The sequence below is a fragment of the Arthrobacter sp. PM3 genome, from assembly GCF_003352915.1.
GTDB lineage: Bacteria > Actinomycetota > Actinomycetes > Actinomycetales > Micrococcaceae > Arthrobacter.
In genome coordinates, this window is sequence record NZ_CP022314.1 from 2,624,537 (window position 1) to 2,639,171 (window position 14,635).

Below are 14,635 nucleotides of genomic sequence, written 5' to 3' on the forward strand. Positions count from 1 at the left end.
GGCGCCGTGCCCCGCGGGTGAATCGTTGCCGGTGGTGACCGGCGAGGCGGGCCTGCAGTACCTCTGGCTGTTGCCGGGCGACGCCGCATGCTGCCACCCGCCGTTAGGCCGGCGGCCGCGGCCGGCTAGTCGCCCTCGGGGATGATGATCCACAGCGCGAGATAGGCGACTACGCCCACGCCGAACAGGCCGAAGAACATGAATCCGAGGCGGACGAACACCCGCGGGACCTCGAAGCGGTCGGCCAGGGCGGCGCACACCCCGGCGAACATTTTTCCGCGCCGGGGACGAACCAGGGTTGCTGCCATTTCGCCACCCTAGCACCGGGGGCCGGTCCCGTCAGCAGCAAATTCTGTCCCCGTGGCACGGCGCCCGAGCCCGGCGCCGCGCCCGCTCGTCACAGCTGCCCGCGCCGCGCCAGGTAGGAGTTGAGTGCCGGGTTGTCGATGTCCTTCGCCAGCCACGGAATTGTCTCCGCCGCGGCGGTGTCGCCCAGGACGGCCCGGTGCGAGTGCGCCCGGACCAGGAGCTCGCGCAGGGCGCCGCGGCCGGCCATCGTGCCGAGCCGGGCGGCGTAGTCCGCGGCGGCGGGGGAGCCGGCGTCGATCGCGACCTCCGCGGCGGTGTCCAACAGCCGCGCCCGGTACCAGAGATACCAGGGCGTGGTGTCGAGCCCGCGTTTGAGCCACGCCTCGGCCGCGGCGGGGTCGTTCCGGGCCACGCTGAGCCGGGCCTTCGCCCCGGCGGCCAGGGTGAGGTAGCAGTGGTCGCCGGCGACGTCGGCCATCACCCATGACCGGTCGATCAGGGCATCCGCGTCCTCCAGCCGGCCGGCGGCGAGGAACGTCTCGCCGCGGAGCCCGGCGACGAAGGGCTCGAACGCCGTCCAGTGCTCGGCCGCGATCAGCTCCTGTGCCCGGTCCAGGGCCTCGGCCGCCGGCTCCAGGTCTCCGCGCAGCAGGTGCACCCGGCCGGCCAGGGCCGTGCCGAACGCCAGCTGGCGGCGGCTGCCCGCCGCGGCGGCGAGCCGGCAGGATTCGGCCAGGGCGGTCAGCGCCTCGCCGTAGTGGGCGGTGTCCGAGGCCGCCATGCCCCGGATGGCCAGGATCCTGGACCGTTCGTCGTCGAACCCGTCCGCCGCCCGGGCGGCCTGTTCGAGCCAGCCGGCCGCGCGGTCCGGGATGCCCCGCTGCACGGACAGGTACCCCAGCTCCCGGTACGCGGCCGCGGCCACCCGCGACGCCGGCCGGTCCCGGTTCCCCGCGTCCAGCCGCAACGACCCGGGGTCCAGGCCCTCCGACTTCAGCGCCCGGTGGAGCAGGTCGGCCACCTCGGCACCCCGGCCGCCGGCCTGATGGATCAGCGCCCCGGACAGGGTCACCAGGGACTCGGCGAGCAGATGGTGGTCGCCGGTGCGCTGCGCGAGCCCGGCCGCGAGCCGCAGCTGCTCCAGCCCGCGCTCCACCGAGCCGGCCGAGAGTGACGCCTCCGCGGCGTCGAGGTAGGACCGCACGGCGGCCGCACTGGCCGGCCCGGGGCCTGACCCGGCCCCTGGCCCGGGGCCGGCCGCGGGCGGCGCGTCGGAGAGTGCCCGCCGCACCTCGGCGGGCAGGCCGAGCCCGAGCTCACGGCGGTAGAGCTCGCGGCATTTCTCGGCCTGCTCCCGCGCGCGCCGGTACTCGCCCAGGGACTTCAGGGCCTTGATCAGGACGGCGTGGCAGTCGGCGTTGAAGGGGTCCAGGTGCAGCGCGCGGGTGGCGAGGTCGGCGGCGTCGTCCGCCTTTCCGGCCGCCAGCGCGGCGAGCGAGGCCTCGTAGAGAAGTGTCAGGACGGAGTTCTCGAGCCGGTGCCGCTGGTCCTCCAGCCAGGCCTCGAACACGGGGCAGTCCGGGAAGGCGAGTCCCTCCAGGAGCTGGCCGTCGAAGGTGCGGGGGTCGACGGCGCGGGTGCCGGTGCCGGCGGCGGGAGCCAGGGCCGCGATCGCATCGCAGGTCCACCCGGCCGGGAGCACGAGCCGCAGCGGGTCGCCGCCGACCGAGTCCGCGCCGAGGGTCCGGCGCAGCTCGGAGAGGTTCCAGCGCAGCGCGCCGAGGGGATCGTCGGCGTCGGGAAACAGCAGGGCCGCCGTGCGGGCCCGGCCGGTGCCGCCGGGCTGCAGCACGAGGTAGGCCAGCACAGCCCACGCCTTGCGGCCGCGCGGCTGCCGGGGTGCGGTGCCAGTGGACTCGATCCGGGGCGGACCGAGGAGCCGGATCCATGTCTCGGCCATACCGTCATGCTACGCCGCAAACGGGGGCGCGGAGAGGGGCCGGTGGCGGCCTGAACCGGGCGGAAAACTCTCACACGGCGGCTCACACGGTGGCCACAGAAACTGGACATGTCCCCCTCCCGAGGAAGGGGAGACTCGAACCGGAAACCCGAACCGCATCCGCACCGGCCACCCGGAATCCGGCCCGAACCGCCCGCTCCATCTTCCACAGCAACAACATCCCATCATTCGCCCGAGGTGCTCTTCACAATGGAATTCCTTCTTCTCCTGCTCGCAGGACTCGTGGTCTACGCTGTCACCGCCACCCTCGTCGCCGTCGTCCGTGACGGGCGGGGCCACACCCCGCCGGTCCGGTCCATCCGGCCCTGGATGGCGGGGAACCTGCCCAGCGAACCGTACGCGACCCCCGGACCGGCCCGGCGCTGACCGCGCCTGACCGCCCTGCCCTGACTGCCGCCCTGACCGCGCTGCCCTGACTGGGCCCTGACCCCCGCTTCCGGCACCGGAAGCGGGGGTCCCGCACGCCGTCGTCCGGTTACCTGGACGTCGCTGCCGGCGCGTCTGGACACCCGCAGCGGCGCGGGAGCATCCTAAACGTGTGCGCGTTCGGGCTGGCGGGGGAGCTCCGGCCCCGGCAGGCGGAGGCCGGGGACGCCGGAGGATGCCGGGGTCTTAGTCCCAAGCGTGCGGACATGATCGGCGAGGGAAGCTGGTACCAGACCATGGACGAATCATCCGACCCCCGGCAACGGCTGTCCTCCCGCATCGACGAGAAGCAGCAGGCCATCCGGTCCTACCTCGGCAAGGAACGGCCCCGGCGCACCCGGCTGGCCAACATCAGCATCGTGGGCAGCGCGCTCGCCGCCGCGCTCACGGCCGGCCCCGCCGTCGGCGGCACGGGATTCACCAGCGCGGTGGCCGACGTCTTCAACCTCAGCGACGACTCGATTGTGTGGCGGGTGCTGTGCCTGCTCGCGGTGATCTGTTCCATTGCCGCGGCGCTGGCCACGAATTTCGCCACGTCCCATTCGCTGGCGGACCGGGTGAGCGCCGCCGAGACCTCCAGCGCCCAGTTGGAAGGGTTGCAGGTTGCGTTGAGCTTCGGCCATATCGACATCGACGAGGCGGTCAAGCTCTACCAGCAGTACGCGACCCAGGTGCCGTTTGTGGAGGGCCTCCCGGGGCGGTGACCGGAGTCAGCCCGCGTTGCCGGGGGACAGGACGGTGAGGCCCGCGTCGACGGCCGCGGCAAGCAGTTCGGCGTCGTAGGCAACCAGGACATCGGCCTGCAGCCGGATCGCGGTGGCCAGGTGAATGGCATCGGCGCTGCGCAACCGGCCAGGCAACGCGGCCGCATACAGCAGGTCCGGGCGCGCCACGTCGGCCAGGTTGATCCCAGCCAGGACGGCATTGACGAGCCCGCCGGGAAGTCCCCGCCGGTGGGCGGCGCAGTGCAGCTCGGTGTGCAGGAGCATGGAGGCTGTCAGCTTGTCGCCGCCAGCGACGGCGGCCGTCAGGTACTCGGCAAGGGCCGCCGATTCGGCTTCCTCCACCACGAGTTTGAGGACCGCCGACGTGTCCACGTAGAGGATCAACGGTCCCCGCGAACGGCGGCCAGGATGTCCGCCGTCGTGTCCGCCGACCTGATCCGCGCCAGGGACTGAAAGTCAACGGCACCGGGGGAGGCCGGCCGGATCTGCCCCGCCAGAAGCAGCCGCTCGAACGGCGAGGAGGACGGGGGGATGAGAACAGCGGCGACTTCCCCGTTGTTTGTCACCTCAATGGTTTCCCCGTTTTTCACGCGCTCAAGAATCCTGCTGCTCTGGTTGCGCAGTTCGCGGTGCGGAATCGTTGTCATGCCAGCCTCCGTAGCAATCGTAGCAACGGCCCGGTCGGCAGGAAAGGGGCGACCGCGGCAGCCTGCACAGCGGCAACCCATCGGCTGCGCAGGAAACGTGGATGAGGACCGGCACCCAGGTGCCGGTCCTCATCCCATTTTTCGGCCGTGCCGCCGGGCTTAGCGGCCGCGGACCCGCTCCAGGAACAGCCGGGTGCGCGATTGCAGGCCGGTGATCTGGCGCTTCACCACCTCGGAGGGGTCCGGATTGATCTCGTTCGCCGGCGGTTCGACCCGGACGTTGCCGGAGCAGAGGAACTCCGCGCAGATGAGGGTCCCCACCGTGTTGCCGTTGCGCCCGGACGCGCCGGCCCGCCGGGCCACCCACAAGAGGACATCCTCTTTGGAGAACACGTCACGGCAGATTTCGCACAGCACCGAGCGGTTCTTCTTGGCCCCGCCCTCAGGCGCCCGGAGCAGGACGCCGGTGAGGCTGCCGCCGTCGGGAAAGATGAGATAGCCGCGCAGCGGCATCTTTTGGTCCCGCCACCCGAGAAAATCCAGGTTGTCCCAATCGAGGGTGTCGAAGTTCTGGGGCAGGTTGAGCTTGGCCGCCTCGGAGCGGCTGGCGTTGATAAATGATGACCGGATCTGCTGGGCAGTGATTTTCTGCATGGTGAAGCCACTTTCGGAAGGTTTGCGGTTGCCCCGGTGCCGGGGCCTGACTGCTGCGAATCAGCCGGTTCCACCCCATCCGGCAACCGGCATTAGGACACGTCGAAGGCACAGGCAGATGGGAGAGGGCACATGGAAGAGGGGAGGCTAGCGCTCCGCGGAGGTGCCGGACCGGACTGATGGGGACGGGGTCGCACAGCAGGCCACAGCGGCCACCTCGCTGACCATGGCTGCACTTGCCGATACGGCGCGCATGCTCATTCTCCCGATTCCGAAAAATTCCAACGTCGGTCATCCTCGCAAATCCGGACGCATCCTGCAACGTCCGGCCGCGGCACGCCGGCCGCGGCACGCCAAAGGCAGGACGGCTGCGGGAGCCGTCCTGCCTTTGGTGCGTACGTCGCATTCCCTGCGCCCGTCTGTCGGGCTTCCTGTTGCGTTGGAGTGCAGGGTTGTTCGGTGCGCGTGCCGGACGTGGTGCCGGCGGTCTCGGGGTGCGGGTTACATGATGCCGGTGGGCACGAGCAGGGCCCAGGCCAGGGCGGGGGCTGCGAGAACGACTCCACCGGCGTACATCATGAGCTGGCGGTAGACGCGTTGGCGGTCGTTTTCCCGGGCGTTCGCGACCACCAGCGCGCCGTCGGTGGAGAAGGGCGAGACGTCCACAACGGTGGCCGCGATGGCCAGGGCAGCGACCGTGCCGGAGGCGCTCAGCGAACTGGTGGCCAGCAGCGGGCCCGCCAAGGGGATGAACGCCGTCAGCAGTGCGGTGGAGGATGCGAAGGCGGAGCCGACACCGATGACGTAGCAGAGGACGAGGGCGATCAGCAGCGGCGCACCCAGCGCGAGGGCCTGCTCGGCGAGGGTGTCAATGACGCCGACGTGCTGGAGCAGGGAGACGTAGGTGATCATGCCGGCCACCAGCAGGACGGTGGACCAGGAAACGCCGCCGATGAACGTTTTGTGTTCCTTGATGTTGACGAATGCCAGGATCAGGCCGGCCGAGAGGGCAACGAATCCGATGGGCAGATGGAAGGCCAGGGTGCACACAAGGATCACCAGGATCAGCGCCAGCGTGACGATCTGCTGGCCTTTGGGGCGTCCGGCGCGGGTGGTTTCCAGGCCGGCGTACGCGTTGGCGTGATGGTCACGCAGCTTGCCCAGGAGGGCGAAGACCACGATGGTCACGGCCGACAGGATGAGGTTGAGGGCGAAGCTGGCCGTGAACAGGGCACCCTGGGAGATGGGGAATCCGTTTTTCAGGGCGATGTCGTGCACCAGCACGCCGGCGACGGACAGCGGCGAAAAACCTCCGGCGTGGGCCCCGTTGATGACGAAGGCGCCCATGAGGACCGGGTGGATGCGCGACTCGTAGGCGAGTCCGAGGGCGGCGGGTGCGAGCAGTGCGACGGCGGCGGGGGAGAAGGTGCCCAAGGACGTCAGCGCCGCCGCCATGAGGAAGAACACCCAGGGCAGGAGCATCGTTTTGCCCCTGACCAGGCGCACGCAGGTCTGGACGATGATGTCGATGGTCCCGTTTCGTTGGGCCATGCTGAAGAAGTAGGTGACACCGATGATCGTCACGACGATGCTGGCCGGGAACTCCTCAAGGATTTGCTTGTCGGTCATGCCGAGGATGAAGTAGCCGACGCCGAAGGACGCAACCAGCCCCATGATGCCGATGTTGAGCGGCCATTTCGTGGCGACGACGAACATCACGACCAGGATGACGAGCGGGATGATCTGCGTGGCGGTCATGGTCGGCTCCGATTCCGAGGCGGCCGCTGGGTTGAAGAGGGCACCTCCGAAAAGGAGGGCGACCAGGCCAAGGATCGTGATGGCGGCTACCGTCACCAGCAGGATACGACGGCGGCGGCGGGGACCGCCGGAGGACGCGTCGCGGGTAGTGCTGGGTGCAGTCTGTTCTGCAGGCTTTTCTGCGATGTTAGTCATGGTGCTTTCTCCTCATTGAGTAGCGCTGGTCAGTTGGTGGCGCTGGCAAGTGAGGCGTCAGCGGCGTTGCCGAGGGCCTCGGGGAGGTGGATGGTGGTGGTGGCGATCGTGCGGGCGGTTCGGTCCACGCCGACGATCAGCGAGCCGTCCCGTTCCTCGCTCCAGGTTTCGATGACTCCGGCCGGTGTGCGCAGCCGCAGGGTGGATCGAACGGTGTCGCCCGTGATGTCGTTCAGTACGGTGCCCGGGGTGCGGGCGGCAAGAGTCAGTGCGATGCTTCCGGTGATGGCCAAGGCAGGGTGGGGCTTGCCCATCGAGAGCATCATGACGCTGACGTCGCTTTCCGGGCCGGACCGGGCCGGTGCGCCCACGATCGCGACCTTAGGGACTGCGCGGGCCGCGTCGCCGGTGGTCGCTGCGAGCCCCATGCGCACAGCCGCCTGGCGGCGGACGTGGTCCAGGGTGTCCAGCTGCAATTCGACGCCGGCGAGCCAGCTGTCGTAGCGCTGCGGGTCAAGGCCAAGGTCCTCGGCCCGGAGAATGACTACCGGCGCTCCGGCGTCGACCATGGAAACAGTCCAGCGCGTTCCGCCGGCAACGATCAAATCCGAGGCTGATCCGGTGGGAAGCAACGCGCCGGTGGTTTTGCCGGCGGGGTCCTGGAAGCCGAGCCCCACCCGGTATCCCGGGAACGGCACGCCCGGCATCTGCGCCTGCGGGACGATCGGCAGCGCGCCGGACGGCGTCGACACCCGCTGGATGATGATCTGGCCGGTGTTGGTGTTCCGGGTGACGATCCGAGTGACGTCGCCGGTCGGCTCCACCCAGCCCTTTTCGATCGCGTACAGGCCGACCACCGCCGAGCAGTTGCCGCAGTTGCTGCCCCAGTCCACGGCGGCCTCTTCAATGCCCACCTGGGCGAAGGTGAACTCGACGTCGACGTCCCGGCCGGCCGGCCGGTGAAGGATCATCGCCTTGCTGGTCGTTGAGGTTGCGCCGCCAACACCGTCAATCTGCCGGTGGTCGGGACTGCCGAACAGCCGGGGCAGCAGCTCATCCGGGCTGGTTCCGGTCTCGCTCAGTTGCCCCGTTTCGAAGACCCAGCATTTGCTGGTGCCCCCGCGCATCCACTCCGCTTCGATTTTCATGGTCAGTTCCTTGCTTCTCGACTGCCCGGATGCCTTCACGGGCTTGATTCGAGATTGATTCAGATCACAAATGAAGACAAGGTTGGATTTCTGATGCGGGCTGTAGTGTTGCTTCATTCACTGTTTTTGAGGGCCGTCCGCACCACTGTTTCAACCGGGCGGCGGGGAGAATGACCCGCTTCATGCCGCAACGTGAGCGGCGAATGCATAGAATTAACCAAGCCGACAGAAGGGTGAAGCGATGCTTAACGATGCGGGCCAGGAATTATTCGACATCCGGCGTCTGGCGCTGCTGGTGGAGGTCGTCGAGCAGGGTTCGATCACCGCCGCCGCCGAGCTGATGATGTACACACCCTCCGCCGTCTCGCAGCAGCTCCGAAAGCTTGAACAGGAAGTCGGGCAGCCGCTCCTCAACCGCCGCTCCCGCGGGGTGGTGCCCACCGAGGCGGGCCAGCTGCTCGCCGGTCACGCCCGGAAGATTGTCGCGCAGATGCGGGCCGCCCAGTCCGACCTCGACCAGATCGCCGGTCTCAAACGCGGCTCACTGACGGTAGGGACCTTTCCCACTCTCGCGGGCTCGTTCCTGCCGATCGTCATCCGGGCGTTCAAAAAGAGGTACCCGGCCATAGGACTCTCCCTGCGCAGCGCACGGTTCGATGACCTCGTGACGGACCTGCAGTCCGGAGTGACCGGCCTGTGCCTGCTGTGGGACTACCCGTGGAACCGCTTTCAGGACGACTCCATCCGGATCACGGAAGTCTTCCAGGAAAGCACGGTCCTCCTGGTATCCCGCGCACACCCGCTAGCCGACCGCGACGAGATCCGGATGGAAGAGCTCCGCAAGGAATCCTGGATAGTGCGGGCCGAAGCCCACCCCGTCGTCGAGGTACTGCAGCGCTCCGCCCATGAAGCCGGGTTCGAGCCGACGATCGGCTTCCTGGCCAACGACTACCAGGAAGCCCAGGCGATGGTGAGCGTCGGCATGGGTGTGGCCATGGTGCCGAAGACCGCCGTCGCCCTGCAACACCCCGACGTCAGGGTCATCAGCCTCGGCTCTGCCGCACCGAAGCGGCGCGTGCTGTTGGCCCAACGCCAGGACAAGGTCTACGCCCCGGCGGAGGTCGCGTTCCACTCCACCTTGCTCGAGATCGCCCGCGAACGCGCCGGAGATTACTTGTAAAGACCGGCCCGAGTCCGTGCTCCCCAGCAGCTGGCGGGCGGGAACGATCAGAGGACCTTCACAGGGACGAGATCGTAGGTGTTGTCGCAGCCTCCGCGGGGCGGCGTATGTTCGATGCCGTACAGCCGGTCGGAAATGTCGTGGTCGGACTTGACGACGACGCGGATCCGGGGGAGCGGGACCGGGGCGTTGTCGGGCTGGACGAACGGAGGTGTTTGCGGAACCATCCACCGGCCCGAGCTGTCACGGGTAAGCGGCACCGGAGTGCAGCGGTCTCCGGGTCCGAAGCAGGCGGACACAGATGTGACGGCGGGCAGGGCCGAGAGGTCGAGCCGCACAGGGTCCAGGTTGACGAATCCTTCGGCGGGGCAAACCAGCGGGGCCGGGGTACAGCCGGACGCGGTGAGCACAAACGCTGGAAGCGTCGTCAACAGCAGCGGCAGCAACCTTGTCTTCACGGCGCCAGCGTAACGCTCTCCCGAATGAAAATGCAGTGGCCCGGCCGTTCGGCTAGGCGCCCAGCTCCGGCCGCGTAGCCCGTTTGAGCAGCGGAATGAAGATGATCAGGGCCGCGAGCTGGGTGCCGACGGTGAAGACGATGAGGCCGGTGGGGGAGGCCGAGTAGAGGGCTCCGATGATGGTGGATCCCGCCAGCCAGGCCACGCCGTAGATGGCGGTAAAGATGCCGTAGCCGGTTCCCCGCGTGGCGGCCGGGACGAGGTCCGCGACGGCCGCTCGGAGCGTGGATTCGTGGATGCCCAGGGCCGCGCCCCAGACGACGGCGCCGGCCCAGACCAGGGCCGGGCTGCTGCTGAAGGACAGGAACGGCACGGCCGCGGTCAGGGGCAGGGCGATGAGCAGGCCGCGCAGCCCCACCCGGTCATAGAGGGTCCCGGACGCCAGGGCCGCCAGCGCGGCCGCGCCCATGGAAACAGCGTAGGTGACAGGGATCAGCGCCGAGGGCAACACCTGTTGGACTTCTAGGTGGTACGAGATGACCCCGAAGGTGGAGAACCCGAACATCGATACGGCGGTGAACGCGCTGTACCACCAGAACCGCGCCGGCAACGGGACCCGGACCCGGGCCTTCGCGGGGGCGGCGGCAGGTGCGCTGACAGTCCCGCCGGCGGGTCCGCCGTCGTTCTCCCTGACGAAATGCTGGTCATAACGGGCGGGGTCGGGGGCCGCCCGGCGGAGCAGGACGACGGCGACGAGCGCCACCGCGCCCGGGATGGCCAGGACGCCAAAGCCGAGCTGGAAACCGGAAATGGCTACCATCAGGCCGACGAGCAGCGGGCCGAGGAGCGCGCCGGACTGGTCGAGGGCCTCGTGGATGGCGAAGGCCTTCCCGCGGCCCATGTCCGCCCCGGCGTGCGAGAGCATGGTGTCCCGGGCCGGGGTGCGGACGGCTTTGCCGAACCGTTCCGTGATGACCAGCACCGACGCCTGCCACAGGGAGCCAGCCAGGGCCATGAGCGGCACGGCGATCACGGTCATGGCGTAGCCGGCGATGGTCAGGGGCCAGTATTTGCGGGTCCTGTCGGCCAGGGGGCCGGCGGCCAGCCGGAGGACCAGGGCCACGGCCTCCCCGAACCCGGTGATAAAGCCGACCATCACCGCGGACGCGCCGAGGGTGGCCAGGAACGGTCCGGTGATGGAGCGGGCACCTTCGTAGACGACGTCGGCGAGCATGCTGACGATGCCGAAGCCCAGGACGAATCCCATGGGGCCGAGCCGGTTTGTCCGGCTCACCTTGGCTGGGCGCACCTTGGCCTGACTCATGTTGTCCCGGCTCACAGGAGGCCCGCCACGGCGAGGCCTGCGGCTGCTGCGGCGACGGCGGCGACGGCGGTGCCGATCCCGTTCAGCAGGGCCAGTCCGGTGCGGCGGGACTGGATGAGCCGGACGGTCTCGAAGCTGGCCGTGCTGAACGTGGTGTAGCCGCCGAGGAACCCGGTGCCCGCGATCAGCTGAAGCTCGGCCGGGGCGGCGTGCACGATCACCGCCCCGGCGACCAGGCCCAGGAGGAAGGACCCGGTGACGTTGATGGCGATGGTGCCCACGGGCAGGGCCGTGCGGAGCCTGGACCGGACCAGGCCGTCGACGACGAACCGGGTGCCGGCGCCGAGCCCGCCGGCGAGCCCGAGCAGGAGAATGGTCAGTACGTTCACCGGTTGCCCTCCTGACCATGGGGAGCCGCATCCCGACCCCGGCCGGTCACCTTGGTGTGGTGTCCGGCGGCGATCCGGATCCCGGCCACCGTCGCGATCGCGCCGCCGACCAGGGTGGCCGCGACATAGAGCAGCGCATCAGTGGTCCGCCCGGCGCCGAGCAGGAGGTTCGTTTCCACCGCCAGGGTGCTGTAGGTGGTGAAGGCGCCCATGAACCCCGTCCCGGCGAGCAGCCGGATGACCCTGAGCCGGCCGGCGTCGGGTCCGCGGCGGACCAGACCCTCCAGCAGGGCCCCGAGCAGGAACGCTCCGGCCAGGTTGATGATCAGGGTGGGCAGCGGCCAGCCGCCGGGGGCGGGCAGGACCGTGCTCAGACCGTACCGGGCCAGGGCGCCGAGCACGCCGCCGGCGATCACCACCAGCACGAACCCGGGGTGCAGGTGCACGGGACGGTGGGCTCGCGCCGCACCGAGCGTCCCCGCGTCCGGGTCCGCCGGGGGCCGGTCCGCGCTCCCGGGCGCGGACGCCCCGGAAGCAGCCGCCGGGGTTGCCGTCTCGGGGGTGGGCGGCTCCATCAGTGGCCCTCCTTCGGACGGTGCTTGGGCTGCGGGGCGAGCGGAACCACCAGCACAGGCCGGTGCTGGCGGTGGGTGAGGTGCACCGCCACGGACCCCACCAGCAGTTCCTCGAACCGGGCCCCGAACCCGCGCTCGCGGGTGCCGACCACAATGACGGACGCGTCCGTGGACTCGGCCAGCCGCCCCAGCGCCCGCGCCGGCTCCCCGGCCAGGGTGACGAACGACCACGGGACACCGCTTCCGCCCAAGGCTTCCTGCAGGCGTTCGGCGATGCCGGCACTGATGCCCTCGATGTCGTCGTCGACGCCGTCCGGGTCGATGGGCCGGGCTTCGGTCCGTCCGTCGGGCTCTTCGGCGAGGTAGGTGGTGACGTCGACGTAGGCGCAGATCAGCTTTACGTTCAGGCTGTGGGCCAGTTCCGCGGCGCGGTGTGCGACGGCCAGCGGCTGCCCGGGCACCACGCCCATCAGCACGGGCCCGGTGATCTTTCGCGGGACGTAGGCGGCGGCCCCGGCGCCGGGCCGGGTGTCCTTCGCAGGCTCATTCATGGGCGCTCCTGTGGGGATCGGTCTGCGACGAAAGTATCACCGCATGCCCGGGGATACCGCGGGAGGGCTCCCGGGTGCGGGAGAACGCGAAGGCGCAGACGGCGTCGGACGCCAAACCGGGCAAGACAAGCCGGACAGGAAGCGACGGCGGCCGTCGCGGAGGGGGATGTGTCACGTGGGGGCATGGTTCACCTACCTTCGTCAGCAAAGGTAGGAACCATCAGCCGGAGGCGGTTCGAACGCCGCGCACCGTGATGCGGGCTGTTCCGGCGGGATCCATCGCCGTGATCAGAGACTACAGGCACGACGCCGGTGCCCGCCACCCTGTGACGCGCTCCGGTTCGGACCGGCACGTCAACCGGTCCCGGCGGGATCCATCACCGTTACAACTAGGCTAAACCCGCCGGCGTCGTCCGGTCACGATGCCAGAGGACATGCCCGCCGTTGTCGTCAGCGCTGAAGCGTGTTTCACTGGGTGAGTGGAGGGGAGTATCCCCCGAATGTTCCGTCGTCAGTACGGTCGCCCCTGAGCGGCCCGGCGGGGCGGGCCCGCGGGGCCGGGAGAGACCTCCGGTTGGTGATGACTGACTGGAAGCAGGTGCTCCTCGATGAATGTTCCCCTTTGGGCCTGGTTGGCCGTTTTCGCCGTGATTGTCCTCATGCTGGCAGTGGACTTGGTCGCGCACCGCAAAGCCCACGTGATTGGCGTCCGCGAAGCAGCGCTGTGGTCCAGCGCCTGGGTCGCGGTCGGCGTCGGCTTCGGAGTGCTGGTCTGGCAGCTGTACGGGGCCGAATCCGGCCAGCAGTACTTCGCGGGGTACCTGATCGAAAAATCCCTGGCGGTGGACAACGTCTTCATTTGGGCGATCATCTTTACGTACTTCGCTGTGCCGCGCGAGTACCAGCACCGGGTGCTGTTCTTCGGTGTCCTGGGCGCCCTGGTCCTCCGCGGCCTGTTCATTGCCGCGGGTTCCGCGATCATCGCCAGCGCCGGGTGGGTGCTCTACCTCTTCGCGGCGTTCCTGATCTTTACTGGCTACCGGATGATCCGCCATCGCAACGACCATCCCGAGCCCCAAAAATCGCGGGTGCTGAGGCTCTTCCGCCGGCACGTGCCCATGACGGACCGGTTCCACGGGCAGAAGTTCCTGATCCGGAAGAACGGTATGGTGCTGGCCACCCCGCTGCTGGCCGTGCTGGTTCTGGTCGAGGTCACGGACATCATCTTCGCCGTGGACTCGATCCCGGCAATCTTCGCCGTCACCGACGAGGTATTTCTGGTCTTCACGGCCAACGCCTTCGCGATCCTGGGGCTCCGGGCGATGTACTTCCTGCTCGCCGATCTCATCCACCGGTTCATCTACCTCAAGATCGGACTCGCGCTCGTCCTGATCTGGGTGGGCATCAAGATGCTCCTGAAGACCGACATCTTCTACATACCTACCCCGCTGTCCCTGGGCGTCATCGCCACGATCCTGGGCATGTCCATCGGTGCGAGCCTTTGGGCCACCCGCGGCCAGGAGCGCAGGGCTCCCGTGGGGTCGGTGGACTCACCGTTCGGGGTGGCCACCGCCGCGGAAATGGCCGAGCTGGAGCCGGTCTGGCGGCGGCGCCCCCGGGAGGCGCGCAAACCCATGTGACCGGCATCGTTCCGCGCGCTTGCTGGTGGCCGCGGCTGTGATCCACTCCATAAAAGTCCGACGCCGGCCTGGCCGCCCTTCGGGGCGGCCGCGCTGGCCGGTTTCCGCGCGGATCCGCGGAAAATGACGCCAAGCGGCTCGACTGAAGACCGATTTGTGCCGGGTCCATCCGGCGTGTAAAGTAATTCGAGTCGCCGCCGCTGATGCGGAAAGAAAGCGACCGACCCCCTTCCAAACAGCCTGGAAAATGGCACACATTTTGTGTGCTGAATAAGGGCGGGGACCACCTCGGAAGAATGTAAATCGCAGAAATGCGAATTTGCAAAGACTTCCGGGATCGGGTAAGTTTGAAAAGTTGCTCCGGAGCGATCCGCGACTGTAGGGCCTGTGGGTCTGGTTGTGGTGGTGCCGGGTGTGTCTGTTGTTTGAGAACTCAATAGTGTGCCAAGTTTGTTGATACCAATTTATTATGGATTGGTTGTTTTGCCGGGCCCGTCACCCCGTGTCGGGTCTGGTTTTTCAGCTGGTTTCAAATTTTGTGCAGCCTGGTTCCGCGTTTTCCCGTGGTGCCTGGTTGTGTCTGTTATTTTTCAACGGAGAGTTTGATCCTGGCTCAGGATGAACGCTGGCGGCGTG

General features: G+C 68.6%; 16 protein-coding genes and 1 riboswitch. Of the genes, 4 read left to right on the forward strand and 12 right to left on the reverse strand.

What is annotated here, in order from left to right; genetic code table 11:
* Positions 1-125: 125 nt before the first annotated feature.
* Both CFN17_RS11985 and CFN17_RS11990 read right to left on the reverse strand, forming a co-directional pair.
* Entirely contained in the window at positions 126-308 is a 183-nt protein-coding gene (locus CFN17_RS11985) for a PspC domain-containing protein (RefSeq protein WP_208747922.1), read from the reverse strand.
* A gap of 89 nt (positions 309-397) precedes the next feature.
* Positions 398-2,269, reverse strand: a complete 1,872-nt coding sequence (locus CFN17_RS11990; RefSeq protein WP_208747923.1) for a BTAD domain-containing putative transcriptional regulator — start codon at positions 2,267-2,269, stop codon at positions 398-400.
* A gap of 249 nt (positions 2,270-2,518) precedes the next feature.
* Here CFN17_RS11990 and CFN17_RS11995 point away from each other — a divergent pair, with 249 nt between their 5' ends.
* Together CFN17_RS11995 and CFN17_RS12000 are read left to right on the forward strand one after the other, a co-directional pair.
* Positions 2,519-2,695, forward strand: coding sequence for a hypothetical protein (locus tag CFN17_RS11995; protein WP_208747924.1), 177 nt, complete (start codon positions 2,519-2,521; stop codon positions 2,693-2,695).
* A gap of 266 nt (positions 2,696-2,961) precedes the next feature.
* Positions 2,962-3,459: a hypothetical protein gene (locus tag CFN17_RS12000; protein WP_261792179.1), complete on the forward strand. Its 498-nt coding sequence runs from the start codon at positions 2,962-2,964 to the stop codon at positions 3,457-3,459.
* Positions 3,460-3,465: 6 nt separating this feature from the next.
* On the opposite strand, the gene CFN17_RS12005 is transcribed toward CFN17_RS12000, so the two are convergent.
* From CFN17_RS12005 to CFN17_RS12025, 5 genes are all read right to left on the reverse strand, one after another.
* Positions 3,466-3,852, reverse strand: coding sequence for a PIN domain-containing protein (locus CFN17_RS12005; protein ID WP_261792180.1), 387 nt, complete (start codon positions 3,850-3,852; stop codon positions 3,466-3,468).
* An 8-nt stretch (positions 3,853-3,860) separates the two neighbouring features.
* The gene (locus CFN17_RS12010) at positions 3,861-4,127 is read right to left on the reverse strand and encodes a type II toxin-antitoxin system Phd/YefM family antitoxin (RefSeq protein WP_208747926.1); all 267 of its coding nucleotides are present in this window, start codon (positions 4,125-4,127) and stop codon (positions 3,861-3,863) included.
* 159 nt (positions 4,128-4,286) lie between these two features.
* Positions 4,287-4,781, reverse strand: a complete 495-nt coding sequence (locus CFN17_RS12015) for an FBP domain-containing protein (RefSeq protein ID WP_208747927.1) — start codon at positions 4,779-4,781, stop codon at positions 4,287-4,289.
* A gap of 501 nt (positions 4,782-5,282) precedes the next feature.
* The gene (locus CFN17_RS12020) at positions 5,283-6,734 is read right to left on the reverse strand and encodes an SLC13 family permease (RefSeq protein WP_208747928.1); all 1,452 of its coding nucleotides are present in this window, start codon (positions 6,732-6,734) and stop codon (positions 5,283-5,285) included.
* Positions 6,735-6,763: 29 nt separating this feature from the next.
* Positions 6,764-7,882, reverse strand: coding sequence for a PrpF domain-containing protein (locus tag CFN17_RS12025; RefSeq protein ID WP_208747929.1), 1,119 nt, complete (start codon positions 7,880-7,882; stop codon positions 6,764-6,766).
* 241 nt (positions 7,883-8,123) lie between these two features.
* On the opposite strand from CFN17_RS12025, the gene CFN17_RS12030 reads away from it, so the two are divergent.
* Positions 8,124-9,062: a LysR family transcriptional regulator gene (locus tag CFN17_RS12030; RefSeq protein WP_208747930.1), complete on the forward strand. Its 939-nt coding sequence runs from the start codon at positions 8,124-8,126 to the stop codon at positions 9,060-9,062.
* A 47-nt stretch (positions 9,063-9,109) separates the two neighbouring features.
* Here CFN17_RS12030 and CFN17_RS12035 read toward each other — a convergent pair whose 3' ends face one another.
* The 5 genes from CFN17_RS12035 to CFN17_RS12055 are packed head-to-tail and all read right to left on the reverse strand — an operon-like array spanning position 9,110 to position 12,359.
* Entirely contained in the window at positions 9,110-9,520 is a 411-nt protein-coding gene (locus tag CFN17_RS12035; RefSeq protein ID WP_208747931.1) for a hypothetical protein, read from the reverse strand.
* 52 nt (positions 9,521-9,572) lie between these two features.
* On the reverse strand, positions 9,573-10,814 hold the full coding sequence (locus CFN17_RS12040) for an MFS transporter (RefSeq protein WP_208747932.1): 1,242 nt from the start codon (positions 10,812-10,814) through the stop codon (positions 9,573-9,575).
* A gap of 41 nt (positions 10,815-10,855) precedes the next feature.
* Positions 10,856-11,224, reverse strand: coding sequence for a fluoride efflux transporter CrcB (crcB, locus tag CFN17_RS12045; protein WP_208751467.1), 369 nt, complete (start codon positions 11,222-11,224; stop codon positions 10,856-10,858).
* Positions 11,225-11,229: 5 nt separating this feature from the next.
* Positions 11,230-11,808 (reverse strand): CrcB family protein, encoded by a 579-nt coding sequence (locus CFN17_RS12050; protein WP_208747933.1) that lies wholly within the window; start codon positions 11,806-11,808, stop codon positions 11,230-11,232.
* A complete protein-coding gene (locus tag CFN17_RS12055) occupies positions 11,808-12,359 on the reverse strand; it encodes a universal stress protein (RefSeq protein WP_208747934.1) in 552 nt (183 codons plus the stop codon). Before CFN17_RS12055 ends, CFN17_RS12050 begins: the two co-directional genes overlap by 1 nt.
* 204 nt (positions 12,360-12,563) lie before the next feature.
* A riboswitch (Fluoride riboswitch) is annotated at positions 12,564-12,652 on the reverse strand.
* 315 nt (positions 12,653-12,967) lie between these two features.
* On the opposite strand from CFN17_RS12055, the gene CFN17_RS12060 reads away from it, so the two are divergent.
* On the forward strand, positions 12,968-13,999 hold the full coding sequence (locus CFN17_RS12060) for a TerC family protein (RefSeq protein ID WP_208747935.1): 1,032 nt from the start codon (positions 12,968-12,970) through the stop codon (positions 13,997-13,999).
* Positions 14,000-14,635 lie beyond the last annotated feature (636 nt).